Origin of the sequence: Stenotrophomonas sp. TWI700 (assembly GCF_039673645.1) — a bacterium.
Classification (GTDB): Bacteria; Pseudomonadota; Gammaproteobacteria; order Xanthomonadales; family Xanthomonadaceae; genus Stenotrophomonas; species Stenotrophomonas maltophilia_AA.
In genome coordinates this window covers 41,801-56,967 of record NZ_JBDJMB010000003.1, presented here as the reverse complement: position 1 = coordinate 56,967, position 15,167 = coordinate 41,801, and the positions used below count along the sequence as shown (strand labels likewise).

The window sequence follows — 15,167 nt, the reverse complement described above, 5'->3', positions numbered from 1 at the left end:
ACACACCTGCTCAGAGCACCGTCAAATTGGCGTACGCCATCACCAGCCACTTGCTGCCGGCCTCGATGAATTCGACCTGCACGCGGGCGTGCTGGCCGCTGCCTTCGTAGTCGGTGACCATGCCTTCGCCGAACTTGGGATGGTTGACCATCGCGCCCAGCTTGAGCGGCGGTGCTTCCAGCGCCGTATGGCCCATCACCCGGTTGGCGCCGAGCGAGGTACCGCGCGAGACCTGCACCTTCGGGCGCACTTCGTTCACCAGCTCACGCGGGATTTCGCGCAGGAAGCGCGAGGGCACGTTGTAGTTGTCCTGGCCGTGGATGCGGCGCGATTCGGCATAGCAGAGCACCAGCTTCTGGCGCGCGCGGGTGATGCCCACGTAGGCCAGGCGACGCTCTTCTTCCAGTCGGCCACTTTCTTCCAGCGAACGTGCACTCGGGAACAGGCCGTCTTCCATGCCGGCCAGGAACACCAGCGGGAACTCCAGGCCCTTGGCGGCGTGCAGCGTCATCAGCTGTACGCCTTCTTCGCCGGCCTGGGCCTGGCCTTCGCCGGCCTCCAGCGAGGCGTAGGCGAGGAACGCGACCAGCTCGCTCATGTCCTGGGTTTCTTCGACATCGTCTTCGCGACGGACGAAGCGAGAAGCCACCGAGACCAGTTCGTCCAGGTTGTCCGCGCGCGATTCCGAATCCAGCGCGTTGCGGCTTTCCTTGGACCAGTGCTCGCGCAGGCCCGAGCGCACCAGCACGTGGTCGATGCGTTCGGCCAGCGTCATCTCGTCGGCTTCGGCCTGGAGCTGGTTGACCAGCACCAGGAAGCCGGCCAATGCGTTGCGTGCGCGCGCGGCGAGCGCATTGCCCTGGGTGGTCAGCATGGTGGCCTCCCACAGCGAGATCGCGTGGGAACGCGCCAAGCGGCGCACTTCATCCAGGGTGCGGTCGCCGATGCCACGCGTCGGCGTGTTGACCGCGCGCTCGAAGGCGGCGTCATCGTTGCGGTTGGTCATCAACCGCAGGTACGCCAGCGCATCCTTGATTTCGGCGCGCTCGAAGAAGCGCATGCCACCGTACACGCGGTACGGCACCTGCTCGGAGAGCAGCGCTTCTTCGAAGGCACGCGACTGCGCGTTGCTGCGGTAGAGCACGGCGACGTCGCCGTAGCTGCCGCCATCGCGCACCCACTGGCGCGCGCGCTCGACCACGTAACGCGCCTCGTCCATCTCGTTGTAGGCCGCGTACAGATCGATCGGGTCACCGTCGCCGCTGTCGGTCCACAACTCCTTGCCGATACGGTCCGGGTTGTGCGCGATCACCGCGTTGGCCGCGCCGAGGATGTTGGCGGTGGAGCGGTAGTTCTGCTCCAGTCGCACGGTCTGCGCGCCCGGGAAATCCTTGAGGAAGCGCTGGACGTTCTCGACCTTGGCGCCGCGCCAGCCATAGATGGCCTGGTCGTCATCGCCGACCACGAACACGTGGCCGGTATCGCCGGCCAGCACGCGCACGAAGGCGTACTGGATGGCGTTGGTGTCCTGGAACTCGTCCACCAGGATTTCGCGGAAGCGCGAGCGGTAGTGGGCCAGCAGCGCCGGGTTGTCGCGCAGCAGTTCATGCGCGCGCAGCAGCAGCTCGGCGAAATCGACCAGGCCGGCGCGATCACAGCGCTCCTGATAGGCGATATACGCCTGGCGCATGGTTTCCAGCCACGCGTCATGCGGCTCGGGCTGGATATGCTGCGGGCGACGGCCCTCGTCCTTCTGCTCGTTGATCCACCAGGCGATCTGCTTCGGCGGGAACTTGCCGTCGTCGATCTCCAACTGCTGGACCACGCGCTTGACCAGCCGCAGCTGGTCGTCCGAATCCAGCACCTGGAAGCTGTCGGGCAGCTTGGCGTCCTGGTAGTGCAGGCGCAGCAGGCGGTGGGCCAGGCCGTGGAAGGTGCCGATCCAGGCGCCACGGCTGCCCTGCGGCAGCTGCAGGTCGATGCGGTGACGCATCTCGCCGGCGGCCTTGTTGGTGAAGGTCACCGCAAAAATGCCATGGGTCGGCACGCCGCAGACTTCATTGAGCCAGGCGATGCGGTGGATAAGCACGCGGGTCTTGCCGGAACCGGCACCGGCAAGCACCAGATGGTGACCGGGCGGGGCGGACACAGCTTCGCGCTGGGCGGGGTTCAACCCGTCGAGCAAGTGGGAAACATCCATGTCCCCATTTTACCCTCGGGCGGGTCGCTCCGGGCCGTTACCCGGCGCCCGGATCGAACGGGTTCAGCCGCGCGCGGCCCGCTCGGCCTGTCCGCGCAGCTCCGGGATCGCCAGGCTCTCCCACAGGGTGCCGATGCGCAGGCTGCCGACCACCCGGATCGCCGGCTGCGGCTGGCCATGTCCATCGATCAGGCCGCCCTCTTCCACCGTCGTATCCAGGCCGAGGCCATGCGGCCCCGGGCGCGCATGGCCGTCGGCCAGCAGCTGCCGGATCAGCGGATTGCGCATGGACAGCGCGCGGGTCTCCACGCCGGTGGCGTTGATCACCGCCGCCACGGTCAGCGGTGGGAGCCCGTTGCCCGGGCTGCGCCCGTGCAGCTGCAGCCCGGTTTCCTGCACCAGCACCGTGTCCAGCCGGGCGCGGTGGCGCTGCAGCTGGCCGCTGCGCTCCAGCTCGGCGACCTGGGCATGCACCGATTCGGCGATGCGGTGGCGGTGCACGTCCCAATAGCGCACCACGTGGCGCAGGAAGCGGCGCTGGTCCCCCTCGCCCAGGCTCAACCACAGCGCCTGGCCCATCGGCCGGATGCGGTCCATCACGCTCTGCCACGGGATGCCCTGGGCGACGGCCGCGCGGGCCTGCCCGCGCAGTTCGCGCACGCGCTGGCGCAGCGGCATCGCCAACAGCGGCTGCGGATCGAAGCTGACCGCCGCGCCGTGGGCGTGTGGCAACGGCAGCAGCGCGTGGCGCGACAGGACGAAGATCCGCCCACGGTGCCCGGCGGCGGCCAGCGCGACCACGCTGTCGGCCATGCTCAGGCCGGAGCCGATGATGGCCAGATCGTCATCGCAGGCCAGCACGCGTACGCCGTCGTAGTCCCAGGCTTCCACCACCTGCGCGGGCGGCAGGGCATCGGCACCGGCAACCGGCAGCGGGCGCATGCTGTTACCGCAGGCCAGCACCACCCGCCGCGCGCTCCAGGTCATGTCGTCATCCAGCCGCAACTGCACGCCGTGTGCATCGGGCTGCAGCGCGAAGACCGGCTGTTCAACCACCTCCAGCGCCGCCGCGCTGTGCGCGCGCGCCTGCTCCAGCCGGGCGCGCAGGTAGGCGGCATAGTGGCGGCGCGGCACGAACTGGTCCGCGAGCACCGTGCGCGGCACGTCGGGAACCGCATCGCTGTCGAGCAGGTAATCGAGGAAATCCGCGGGCTGATCCGGCAGCGCGCTCATCTTGCCGGCCGGCACATTCAGCAGGTGCTCCGGCCACGGCGTGGCGTAGGCGATGCCTTCGGCCAGGACCGAGGCCGGCTCGAACAGCACGATGCGTGACGGCCGGGTTGCATGGCGCAGGGCCTGCAGCGCGACGAGGACGCCGGCAGCGCCGCCGCCGACGATGGCCAGATCACACTGGCGGTGGGTATCGGACGCAGTCATGTCCGGATTGTAGGCGATGCGCGTGGATCGGCCGTCCACGTGCGTCACAGCGCACTACATCAACGCATCGGCCAGCCGCGCGATCCCTTCGCGGCTGCGCTTCCATGCCGGTCGCTGGCGCCACGTCGCCAGGTCCAGCGGGTGCGCGTGTTCGAGATAGTCGGCTTCGATCTGCGCCAGCTGGCGCACCATGCCAGCGTCATAGCAGAGCATGCCGATCTCGGCATTGAGCGCGAACGAGCGGATGTCGAGATTGATCGAGCCGACCAGGGCGATATCCCCATCGACGGTCAGGTGCTTGGCATGCAGGAAATGCGGCGCGTACAGCGCGATCCGCACGCCGCTGCGCAGCAGTTCATCGTAGTACGCCTCCTGTGCCCACGAGGTCAGCCGCTGGTTGGTGCTGGCCGAGAGGATCAGCTGCACCTGCACGCCGGACAAGGCCGCGATGCGCAGCGCACTCAGGGTCGCTTCGTCCGGCACGAAATACGGCGTGACCAGCACGATGCGCCGCCGCGCCAGATGGATCAGCGCGTTGACCGCATCGCGCGCATTGCTGAAGGGATACGCCGGGCCACTGGGCAGCAGCTGGGTCGGCACGTCGGCCGAGCACACCGGCACCGCGGTGAGTACATCCAGGCGCTGCCCGGTTTCCATGTACCAGTCGCTGGCGAACACCGCTTCCAGATGCGCCACCACCGGCCCGCGCACGCGCGCCACCAGCTCCTTGTTGGGGTAGCCGGCGACGAACTGCGGCCGCGCCAGGTTCTGCGAGCCGATATAGCCGACGCGGTTGTCGATCACCGCGATCTTGCGGTGGTTGCGCAGGTCCATGCGGCCGCTGCGGCGCCAGCGCAGGCCGCCGGGCAGCATCGCGCGCACGTCCACGCCGAGCGCCTGCAGGCGGCGCCGATAGTGGCGCAGCCCGCGCTTGGCGCCGACCGCATCGAGCAGCAACCGGCAGTGCACCCCACGCGCCGCGGCCCGCTGCAGCGCCTGCACGATGGCCTCGCCGACCGCATCGTCGAACATCAGGTAGTACAGCAGGTGCACGCGCTCGCGCGCCTGGTCGATGTCCTCGATCAGTGCCTGCAGCGAGGCGTCGTAATCGGTGAGCAGGTCCACCGCGTTGCCATGGATGGGCATGAAGTCGCCCTGGCGCTCGATCAGCGGCACGATCTCGGCGGTGGCCGTGTCCGGCGGGGGCGTCCAGCGCAGCGGTGGCTGCAGGGCCTGCTCCTCGCGGATCACCTGGGACGCTTCGGCCTGGCGCTGCACGCGCTGGCGCGACAGCCACGGATGGCCGAACAGCAGATACAGCGGCAGCCCGAGCAGCGGCACGAAGCCGACCAGCAGCAACCAGCTGCGTGCGGCACCGGGCGTGGTGCGGCTGGGAATCCACAACAGCGCGGCCAGCCGGATCAGCCAATCCAGCATCAACAACCACGAACCCAGCAGCCACTCGAACAGCATCGCGTCGCCCGTCGGGAGGGAACCGCATTCTGCCATGGGCCGCTGCATGCAACCGGTAGTGCCGGCCGCTGGCCGGCTCCACGTATCGCCGGCCCAACAAAAAACCCGCCACGAGGGCGGGTTTTTCGTCGGGAAGCTCAAGAATCCTTGCGGATTACTTGATCTTGCCTTCCTTGTACAGGACGTGCTTGCGCACGACCGGATCGTACTTCAGGAATTCCATCTTCCCGGGGGTGTTCTTCTTGTTCTTGTCCGTCGTGTAGAAGTGGCCAGTGTTGGCCGTCGAAATCAGACGGATCTTATCGCGCTTGCCTGCCATGATCGTTTACTCCTCAGACCTTTTCGCCGCGCGAACGCAGCTCAGCCAGAACGGAGTCGATGCCGTTCTTGTCGATGGTGCGCAGGGCATGCGCGGAAACACGAAGCTTGACCCAGCGGTTTTCGCTGGCAACCCAGAAGCGGCGCTCGTGCAGGTTGGGCAGGAAACGACGACGGGTCTTGTTGTTGGCGTGCGAGACGTTGTTACCCGTCTGCACTCGCTTGCCGGAAACTTGGCATACGCGGGACATTGCGCACCTCGATAAAGTAGTTGTCAGCCCATAGCCCGGGCGACGGCGGCCTCGGCGGTTTCCCGCCACACGTCATGAGAATCAAAGGGTTACGCTGTCGAGGGCGGACCGTATGACGTGTTCCCGGCCACCGATCCAAAGGTTTTTGGACACAGCGAGCCGCGCATTATGCCCGCTCCGGGGTCCTGCGGCAAGCTGGCCTGGCCCAGGCGCGCCATCCCGGTCCCGTGACAGCCCCTCCGCTAGGCTGCCCGGGCCTGCAACCCGGACCTGACGATGACCCCAGCGCCTTTGCTCTCCTTCCCCCACGGCCTTTCATGAAGCTGCTCGCCCTGACCTACGGCACCGAAGGCGACACCCGCCCGCTGGTGATGCTCTGCCATGGGCTGATCGGCGCCGGCCATGAGGTGCTGCTGCTGGCCGAGCGCGGCACGCTGGAGACCGCGCGCCAGCTGGGCGTCCCGCATGCCGCGCTGGAGGGCGACATCCATGACGAGGTGGTGGCGTTGGTCTCGCGCGGCAACGCCCGGCTCGCCGCCTCGCGGGGCCTGGCGCGGATGGCGCAACGGCACGTGCCCGGCTGGATGCGCCAGGCCGACGCGGCGGCCGCCGGGTGCGATGCCGTGCTGACCGGCGGGCTGGCCGCCTTCGTGGGCCTGACCGTGGCCGAACACCATGGGCTGCCGGTGATCGGCACCGGGATGATCCCGCTGACCCCGACTGCCGGCTTCCCCTCGCCGTTCCTGCCCCGGCTGCGCCTGCCCGGCGCGCTCAATCGCCTCAGCTATACCTTGGTCAACCAGGCGGTGTGGCGGACCTTCCGCCGTCCGATCAATGCGGCGCGAGAGGCTCTAGGCATGCCGGGGCGCGCCTCCCCCTGGCGGGATCTGCCGATGCTGTACGGCATCTCGCCGAGTCTGCTGCCACCGCCGCCGGACTGGCCCGCCAACCACCTGATCTGCGGCCAGTGGCGCGCGCCCGAACGTGCCTGGCAGCCGCCGCCGGATCTGCAGACCTTCCTGGACGCTGGCCCCGCGCCGGTCTACCTGGGGTTCGGCAGCATGACCGGCTTCGATCGCGACCAGGTGCTGCCCGCGCTGCTGGCGGCATTGGCGCCGCGGCGGGTACTGCTGTTCCCGGGCTGGGCCGGGTTGCCCAGCGCCCCGCTTCCGCCCAACGTGTTCGTGCTCGGGCCGACTCCACACGAAGCACTGTTCCCGCGCTGCGCGCTGGTCATCCACCACGGTGGCAGCGGCACCACGCATTCGGCCTGCCGGGCCGGGGTGCCGTCGCTGGTGATGCCGTTCGCCGCGGATCAGTTCTTCTGGGCGGACCGGCTGCAGCGGTTGGGCGTGGCACCGGCGGCGCTGTCGCCGAAGCGGTTGGACGCCGGGACACTGGGGCGGGCTATCGCGTTTGCAGAACGTGCCGATACCCGCGACCGCGCGGCCGCGCTGGGTCATGCGATGGCTGCCGAGAACGGCGTCAGCACCGGCGTCGCTGCCATCGAGGCATGGCTGTCACCTCGATAGCAGCGGCCACGGCGCACACGGATTTTCTTGCGCCGCCTGAAGAATCACCCGACCAACGGTCGGGTGCTACCCGACGATCAAGGATTACCCAGCAGCCCGTGCCGCGTCGTCCTTCCGATGCAGCCACCGGTACAGCACCGGCAGCACCAGCAGGGTCAGCAGCGTGGACGAGACGATGCCACCGATCACCACGGTCGCCAGCGGGCGCTGCACTTCCGAGCCGGCGCCCACGTTGAAGGCCATCGGCACGAAGCCGAGCGAGGCCACCAGCGCGGTCATCAGCACCGGGCGCAGGCGGCCCAGCGCACCGTCGCGTACCGCCTCCGGCAGCGGCATGCCTTGCTCGCGCAGGCTGCGGACGAAACTGATCATCACCAGCCCGTTCAGAACGGCCACGCCGGACAGCGCGATGAAGCCGACGCCGGCCGAGATCGACAGCGGAATGCCGCGCAGCGCCAGTGCGAGCACACCGCCGGTGAGCGCCAGCGGCACCCCGCTGAACACGATGGCCGCATCCTTGACCGAGCCGAACGCCCAGAACAGCAGCGCGAAGATGATCGCCAATGTCACCGGCACCACGACCGACAGGCGCTGGCTGGCCGAGATCAGCTGCTCGAAGCTGCCGCCGTACTCGATCCAGTAGCCATTGGGCACCTGCACATCGCGCCCGATCGCCTGCTGCAGGTCACCGACGAATCCGCCGAGATCGCGATCGCGCACGTTGGCAGTGACCACGATCCGGCGCTTGCCGTTCTCGCGGTTGATCTGGTTCGGCCCTTCGCTGTTGCTCAAGGTCGCCAGCTCACGCAGCGGCACCGTGCGTGCACTGCCGCTGGTCCAGCTGCCCGCTCTGCTGGATTCATCGGCCGCATCCGCAAGCGCCGGTTCCAGCGACACCGGCAGGTCCGCCAGCGCGGCCGGGTCCTGGCGCAGTGCTTCCGGCAGACGCACCACGATGTCGAAGCGGCGGTCGCCTTCGAACAACTGCCCTGCCACCTGCCCGCCCACGGCCGTGGCCACGGTCGACTGCACCTGCCCTGGATTCAACCCATAGCCGGCCAACGCGGTGCGATTCGGGGTGACGGTCAGCAGCGGCAGTCCGCTGGTTTCCTCCACCCGCACGTCGGCCGCGCCCGGCACGGTGCCGGCCACCGCCGCGATGCGCTTGCCGACCGACAGCAGCGTGTCCAGGTCATCGCCGAACAACATCACCGCCACGTCGGCACGCACGCCGGAGATCAGCTCGTTGGTGCGCATCTGGATCGGCTGGGTGAACTCGTAGTTGTTGCCGGGCAGCTGCTCGACCGCTTCTTCCAGCTCGCCGAGAAGGGCCGCACGTGATTTGCGGGGATCCGGCCAGGCCTTGCGCGGTTTCATCATGATGAAGGTATCGGCGACCGAGGGCGGCATCGGATCGGAGGCGACCTCCGGCGTACCGATCTTGGAGAACACCTTGTCCACCTCGGCGAACTGCACCAGCCGGTTCTCGATCTGCTTCTGCATCTCGATCGACTGGGTCAGGCTGGTCCCGGGGATGCGCATCGCGTGCATGGCGACATCGCCTTCGTCCAGGTTCGGCACGAACTCGCTGCCCAGCCGCGTGGCCAGCAGACCGCAGCCGATCACCAGCACCAGCGCACCGCCGACCATCCAGCGGCCGCGACGCAGGGCGAAAGCGAGCATCGGCTCGTAGCGCCGGCGCACCCACGCCATCAGGCGGTTCTCCTTTTCCTGCACACGTCCCCCGAGGAACAGTGCGATCGCGGCGGGAACGAAGGTCAGCGCCAGCACCATCGCACCGGTCAGGGCCAGCACCACGGTGATCGCCATCGGGTGGAACATTTTTCCTTCCACCCCGGTAAGCGCGAAGATCGGCAGGTACACCGCGGTGATGATGCCCAGCCCGAACAGGCTGGGGCGGATCACCTCGGCCGTCGCGCTGGCGGTTTCGGCGAAGCGTTCTTCGCGGGTCATGTCGCGGCCGAGCACATGCTGGCGTTCGCCGAAGCGGCGCAGGCAGTTCTCGATGATGATCACCGCCCCGTCGACGATCAGGCCGAAGTCCAGCGCGCCCAGGCTCATCAGGTTGGCCGACACACCACCGCGGGCCATGCCGGTCAGCGTGAACAGCATCGCCAGCGGAATCACCGCCGCGGTGATCAGCGCCGCACGGAAATTGCCGAGCAGCAGGAACAGCACCACGATCACCAGCAAGGCGCCTTCGATCAGGTTCTTTGCGACCGTCTCGATGGTGCGGTCCACCAGCGCGGTGCGGTCGTAGCTGGCGGTGACGGTGACGCCCTCGGGCAGGCTGGCCTGCGCCTGCTGCAGGCGCGCCGCCGCGGCCTGGGCGACGTCGCGGCTGTTGGCCCCGATCAGCATCACCACGGTACCCATCACTACTTCATGGCCGTTCTGGGTGGCCGCGCCGCTGCGCAGCTCCGGTCCGTCCTGCACCTGGGCGACGTCGTGCACGTGGATCGGCACGCCTTCGCGGCGGGCCAGCACGATGTTGCCGATCTCCTCCAGGTTGGCGACCTGGCCGGGAATGCGCACCAGGAACTGCTGGCCGTTGCGTTCGATGTAACCGGCGCCGACGTTCTGGTTGTTGGTCTCCACCGCCTGCGCGACATCTTCCAGCGTGAAGCCCAGCGCGCGCAGCCGGGCCGGGTCGGGGGTGATGTGCACCTGCCGCTGGAAGCCACCGATGGTGTTGACCTCGGTCACGCCGGGCACGTTGCGCAGCTGCGGCCGGATCACCCAGTCCTGCAGGGTGCGCAGATCGGTGGCGGTGTACGCCGTGCCGTCGGCCTTGCGTGCCTTGGGATCGGCATCGATGGTGTACATGAAGATTTCGCCGAGGCCGGTGGAGATCGGTCCCAGCTGTGGATCGAGGCCGTCCGGAATCTGCGACTTGACCTGCTGCAGGCGTTCGGCGACCTGTTGGCGCGCGAAGTAGATGTCGGTGCCGTCCTTGAACACCACGGTCACCTGCGAGAGCCCGTAGCGCGACAGCGAACGCGCCTGCTCCATGGCCGGCAGGCCGGCCATCACCGTTTCCACCGGGTAGGTGATGCGTTGCTCGGTCTCCAGCGGCGAATAGCCGGGGGCGGCGGTGTTGATCTGCACCTGGACGTTGGTGATGTCCGGGGTGGCGTCGATCGGCAGCCGGGTGAAGCTCCAGCTGCCGATGACGATCAGCACCACCGTCAGGGCCATCATCAACCAGCGATGGGCGATGGCGGCGCGGATGATGCGCTCAAGCATGGGGGCGCCCTCCGTCTGCGGGGCACGGCAGCACGTCAATGTTCATGCGATGCCCCTGCCTTGCCGATATCGGCCTTGACCACGTAGCTCTGCTCGACCACGACGTCTTCGCCGAGGGTCAGGCCATCGAGAACTTCCACCTTGCCCGCATCGCGCGCACCCAGCGTCACCGCACGCGCGGCATAGGTATCGCCCTGGCGCACGAACACCACGTCCTTGCCGTCCATCGTCTGCAGCGCGCTCAGCGGCACCACCTGCGCAGCCGGTGTGGTGGCCACGACGATCCGCGCCTTGACCGCGGCACCGGGCCGCCACTGACCGTCGTCGTTGCGCAGCGTGGCGCGGGCGACCGTGCTCTGGCTGGCGGTGGCGGTGCCGGGCAGCACGCGTTCCAGCGTGGTGGCCTGGCTGACGCCGTCGGTCATCCGCGACACCGTGACCGGCACGCCCGCGGTGATGTGCTGGGTGTCGTTGCCGAAGATATGCAGGTCGACCCACAAGGTCGAGAGATCGCCGATCTCGAACAGCGGCGTGCCCTCACCGGCGACGCCGCCGACCTGGGCCTGGCGCGCGAGCACCACGCCGCCGATGGTTGCGCTGACGGTGTAGGTGGTGAGGCTGAGGTTGCTCTCGATGCTGGCCAGCACCTGGCCAGCGCGCACGCGGTCGCCGACGTTGGCGCGCAGCGAGCGGATCGGGCCGGGGAAGCGCGCCATCACCTGGGCGACGCGGCCATCGACCGGGGTCAACAGGCCCTGCACCTCGTGTTCGTCGGCGATGGTGCCGGCCACGACCGGCGCAACGCGGATGCCGGCCTGTTCGGCCATGGCCGCGGCGATGGTAGTGCTTTCCGGCGCGTCGTGATCGTCGTGGTCATCGTCGTGCCCAGCCTCGCCATGGGCGGCATCCGTTTCGGCTGCCTTGGCTGGTACCGCGGTGGGCTCAGTGCCGCCGCAGCCGGCGAGTGCCAGCAGGGCGATCAACAGGCTGCCGGCCAGCAGGGTACGGGTCATGTAAGCGGTCATCGGCGGTCCTCCGTGGACACGGTGTCGGTCGCGGCGACCATGCTCTGGCCGGTCAGGCGCTGGATTTCGATCAGGGCGGTCTGTGCGGCGATGGCCGTTTCCAGCTGGCGCTGGCGTGCCTCGATCCGCATCGCCTGCAGCTGGGCCCATTCCATGTAACTGATCGCGCCGGCACGCCAGGCCTTCTCGGCAGCGTTCTCGGCCCGCTGCAGCTGGGGCAGCACATCGCGCCCCATGCGGGTGACTTCCAGCCGCGAGGTCAGGTAGCGGCCATGCGCTTCGGCGAGCGTGGCGTACAGCTGCAGTGCGCGCGCATCGCGCTCCACGCTGTTGAGCGCCAGTTCGGCTTCCGCCGCGCGGATCTCCGGCCCGGCACGGCGCACGCTGCCCAAGGGCAGGCTGAAACCCGCGACCAACGAGGTGTCGCGGGTATCCCGGCTGTTGCGCACGCCGACCTGCCAACTGACATCGGGCCGCGCCTGGGTGCGGGCCAGCTGCACCTGCGCCTCGCGGATGCGACGTTCGCCGGCCAGCACGGCCAGTTCCGGGGTGCGCTGCAGTGCGTCGGCGAGCACCGCGAAGTCCTGCAGCGCGGGCAGCTGCATCGGGTCGCCAGTCACGGCATCGAAGCCAGGATCGCGCTGGCGCCACAACGCCGACAGCGCCGCACGCGCGGACTGGTCCATCTGCTTGGCGCGATCGCGGTCCAGTTCGGCCTGGGCCAGCATCGCCTGGGCGGTCATCAGCACCGATTCCGGCGAGGCACCGGCCTGCAGGCGCAGCCGTGCGGCTGCGACCGCGCGCCTGCGCTGTTCGATATCGGTCTCGGCGATGCGCAGTTGCTGGCGCGCGTCGGTCACCGCCAGATAGCGGCGTGCGACCTCGGCCATCAGGTCCAGCCGCGCGGTTTCGCGCTGCGGGGCCAGGCTGTCCAGGTTGGCCTGGGCCACGGCGCGGCGGGCATCCAGCTTGCCGCCACGCTCCAGCACGCCGGCCAGGGTGACGGTGGCTTCAGCCGCATCAAAGCCGCGGCTGTCGCCGGTGCCCAGCGCGTTCTCCAGCTCCACGCCCAGGATCAGCGGGGGCGGGAGCCCGGCCGCGTCACGGCGGGCTTCCCACACCGGGCGCTGGGCCTGCGCCAGGCGCAGGTCGGGGTGGTACTGGGCAACGCGCGCGATGGCGTCGTCGAGGGTCAACGGTACGGCGGGTGTCGTGCCCTGTGCGTACACGCACGGCACGAACGCAATGGCAGCCAAGGCTGCCAGACGCATCCACATGGGAGTCTCCAGAAAACGATCAGATGGCAAACGGCGGCGCGCGGCCGCAGGGCATCAGATCGCTATCGGGGGACGCAGCAGGTTCTCGGGCGGCTGCGAGCGCAGCTGCGCGATCAGCCCGGCAGGGACACCGTGGCTGGGGGCAGCCGGCAGGCTCCAGGCCATCGCGGCCATCGGCAGCACGCCGCCGTGGCCATGGCAGTGGCCGCAGTGCACCAGGGCATGCAGCCAGTCGTCGTTGCCATCGTCATCGCCTGGCGCAGCGGCCGCCGCGTCGTCCAGGCTGCCATGCAGCTCGCTGCTGTCCGCGTGCACGGTCAGGTGGATGTCGGCCAGGGCCGAGGCCAGCGAACTGCCGAACACGCCCACACCGACCACCACCAGCATCAGCAGGCGGAGCAGCAGGGACGGACGCGGGCGGGCACGACGGAACATGGCCCGCAGGGTAGCCGGGTGCGAAGCCGTTACACAATCGCAGCGCGGTCCGGTGGTTCACGTTGGCGGGGGCCGGCACGATGACCGGCCCCCACGCGGATCAGCTGGCCGCGGCCTTGCGCTGGGCGATGAAGGCCTGGATCTGTTCCTCCAGCACCGGCAGCGGCACCGAGCCCTGGCTGAGCACGGCGTCGTGGAAGGCCTTGACGTCAAAACGGTCGCCCAGCTCCTGCTCGGCCTGCGTGCGCAGGCGCACGATCGCGATCTCGCCGAGCTTGTAGCTCAGCGCCTGGCCCGGCCAGGAGATGTAGCGGTCCACTTCGGTGGTCACTTCATGCTCGCTCAGCGCGGTGTGGTCGCGCAGGTAGGACAGCGCCTGCTCGCGGGTCCAGCCCTTGTGGTGCACCCCCGTATCGATCACCAGGCGCGCGGCGCGCCACATCTCGTAGGTCAGGCGGCCGAAATCCTCGTACGGGGTTTCGTAGATGCCCATCTCCACGCCGAGCTTCTCGCAGTAAAGGCCCCAGCCTTCGCCGTACGCGGAGATGTAGTTGTTGCGACGGAACGCGGGCTGCTCGCCCTGCTCTGCCGCGAGCGCGCCCTGCAGCGCATGGCCCGGATCGGACTCGTGCAGGGTCAGTGCCGGCAGGTTGTACAGCGGCCGAGCCGGGAGGTTGTAGGTATTGAGCCAGTACGTGCCCATGCCACCGCGGCCCGCGGTCCAGAACGGGGCGATGTCCGGCGGCACCGGCACGATGGTGAAGCGTGCGCGCGGCAGCGTCATGTACTTGCCGATCACGCCATCCACGCGCTTGGAGATCCAGGCGGCGCGGTGCAGCAGCTCGTCCGGGGTCTTGGCATAGAACTGCGGATCGGTGCGCAGGAAGGTCAGGAATTCGGCGAAGCTGCCCTTGAACTCGACCTGCTTGATGATGCCGTCCATCTCGGCCTGGATGCGCGCGACTTCCTTCAGGCCGATCTCGTGGATCTGCTGCGGGGTCAGGTCCAGCGTGGTGTATTCGTGGATCTGCTGCTTGTAGTACGCCTTGCCGCCCGGCATCGCCTCGGCGGCCAGGGTGGTGCGCGCCTGCGGCACGTACTCGCTGACGAAGAAGGTGCGCAGCTTGGCGAAGGCCGGCACCACGCTGCCGCCGATGGCCTGGCGGGCCTGTTCCTGCAGCTGCGCCTGCTCGGCGGCCGGGATGCCGGCCGGCAGCTTCTTGAACGGTGCGTACAGCGGCGACTGGGTCGGGTCCTTCAGTTCGGACACGGTGGCGATGGACACCTCGCGGCCATCGAGCACCGCACGCGGGACGCTGAAACCGCGCTTGAGGCCGGCGCGCATGTTCTCGGTCTGCTGGTCGAAATAGCGCGGCACATCGTTCAGGCGCGCGATGTAGTTGCGGTAGTCCTGCGCGGTCTTCATCTCGCGCCGCGCCATGAAGGACAGGTTGGACCAGAACGAGGAATCGGCATTGAACGGCATCTCATAGCCGCGCAGGCGCACATCGGCCGCCAGGTTGAACACCTGGTCGCGGTAGATCGCGTAGTTGATCCGGTTCTCGGCCGAGAGCGCCTGGGTGTCGACCTTGTCCAGCTGGGCCAGCACGTCGTCCCAGACCTTCAGGCGTCCCTGCTGCGCGGCCGCGCCGACATCCGGCATGCGGGTGGCGTTGGCCGGGCCGTCGCCATCTTCACTGGCTTCACCCCCCCCAGCCTCGCGCCAGGCCCACTCCTTCTCGTAGATGGCGCGGAACTGCGCATCGGCGGGAGCTTCAGTGGCCAGGCTGGCCGGGGCGGCGGCCGGGGCAGCCGGAGGCGCGGCCAGGGCAGCGCCGGCAGGAAGGGCCAGGGCGAGCAGCAGCGCAGCAACGAGCGGTGATTTCACGGTCAGGGGTTCCCGAGGGACGGCAAACCCCGATGATGGCACCAAGCGGCCGGGCGCTGCATGG

The 15,167-nt window shown here is 68.8% G+C and carries 11 protein-coding genes; 1 reads left to right on the top strand and 10 read right to left on the bottom strand.

From position 1 onward, the window contains the following. Positions 1 to 10: 10 nt before the first annotated feature. The 5 genes from uvrD to rpmB form a co-directional block, all read right to left on the bottom strand. On the bottom strand, positions 11 to 2,200 hold the full coding sequence (gene uvrD / locus ABE473_RS03740) for a DNA helicase II (RefSeq protein WP_346488551.1): 2,190 nt from the start codon (positions 2,198 to 2,200) through the stop codon (positions 11 to 13). A 63-nt stretch (positions 2,201 to 2,263) separates the two neighbouring features. Then, the gene (locus ABE473_RS03735; protein ID WP_346488674.1) at positions 2,264 to 3,655 is read right to left on the bottom strand and encodes an FAD/NAD(P)-binding protein; all 1,392 of its coding nucleotides are present in this window, start codon (positions 3,653 to 3,655) and stop codon (positions 2,264 to 2,266) included. A gap of 36 nt (positions 3,656 to 3,691) precedes the next feature. Continuing rightward, the gene (cls, locus tag ABE473_RS03730; protein ID WP_346488673.1) at positions 3,692 to 5,110 is read right to left on the bottom strand and encodes a cardiolipin synthase; all 1,419 of its coding nucleotides are present in this window, start codon (positions 5,108 to 5,110) and stop codon (positions 3,692 to 3,694) included. Positions 5,111 to 5,264: 154 nt separating this feature from the next. Then, a complete protein-coding gene (gene rpmG, locus ABE473_RS03725; RefSeq protein ID WP_172407465.1) occupies positions 5,265 to 5,432 on the bottom strand; it encodes a 50S ribosomal protein L33 in 168 nt (55 codons plus the stop codon). A 10-nt stretch (positions 5,433 to 5,442) separates the two neighbouring features. Then, positions 5,443 to 5,679 carry a 50S ribosomal protein L28 gene (gene rpmB / locus ABE473_RS03720; protein ID WP_019185625.1) on the bottom strand — a complete coding sequence of 79 codons (237 nt, stop codon included), beginning with the start codon at positions 5,677 to 5,679 and terminating at the stop codon, positions 5,443 to 5,445. Between the two features lie 317 nt (positions 5,680 to 5,996). Between rpmB and ABE473_RS03715 the strand changes: the two genes are divergently transcribed. Next, positions 5,997 to 7,211, top strand: coding sequence for a glycosyltransferase (locus ABE473_RS03715; protein WP_346488550.1), 1,215 nt, complete (start codon positions 5,997 to 5,999; stop codon positions 7,209 to 7,211). 84 nt (positions 7,212 to 7,295) lie between these two features. Here ABE473_RS03715 and ABE473_RS03710 read toward each other — a convergent pair whose 3' ends face one another. From ABE473_RS03710 to ABE473_RS03690, 5 genes are all read right to left on the bottom strand, one after another. After that, on the bottom strand, positions 7,296 to 10,478 hold the full coding sequence (locus ABE473_RS03710) for a CusA/CzcA family heavy metal efflux RND transporter (protein WP_346488549.1): 3,183 nt from the start codon (positions 10,476 to 10,478) through the stop codon (positions 7,296 to 7,298). Between the two features lie 35 nt (positions 10,479 to 10,513). Further along, complete coding sequence (locus tag ABE473_RS03705; protein WP_346488548.1) at positions 10,514 to 11,503, bottom strand: efflux RND transporter periplasmic adaptor subunit; 990 nt, start codon at positions 11,501 to 11,503, stop codon at positions 10,514 to 10,516. Continuing rightward, entirely contained in the window at positions 11,500 to 12,780 is a 1,281-nt protein-coding gene (locus ABE473_RS03700; protein ID WP_346488547.1) for a TolC family protein, read from the bottom strand. The genes ABE473_RS03705 and ABE473_RS03700 overlap by 4 nt, the downstream gene beginning before the upstream one ends. Positions 12,781 to 12,834: 54 nt before the next feature. Beyond that, on the bottom strand, positions 12,835 to 13,215 hold the full coding sequence (locus ABE473_RS03695; RefSeq protein WP_346488546.1) for a DUF2946 family protein: 381 nt from the start codon (positions 13,213 to 13,215) through the stop codon (positions 12,835 to 12,837). 100 nt (positions 13,216 to 13,315) lie between these two features. Beyond that, positions 13,316 to 15,103 carry a DUF885 family protein gene (locus tag ABE473_RS03690; protein WP_346488545.1) on the bottom strand — a complete coding sequence of 596 codons (1,788 nt, stop codon included), beginning with the start codon at positions 15,101 to 15,103 and terminating at the stop codon, positions 13,316 to 13,318. Positions 15,104 to 15,167: the final 64 nt, after the last annotated feature.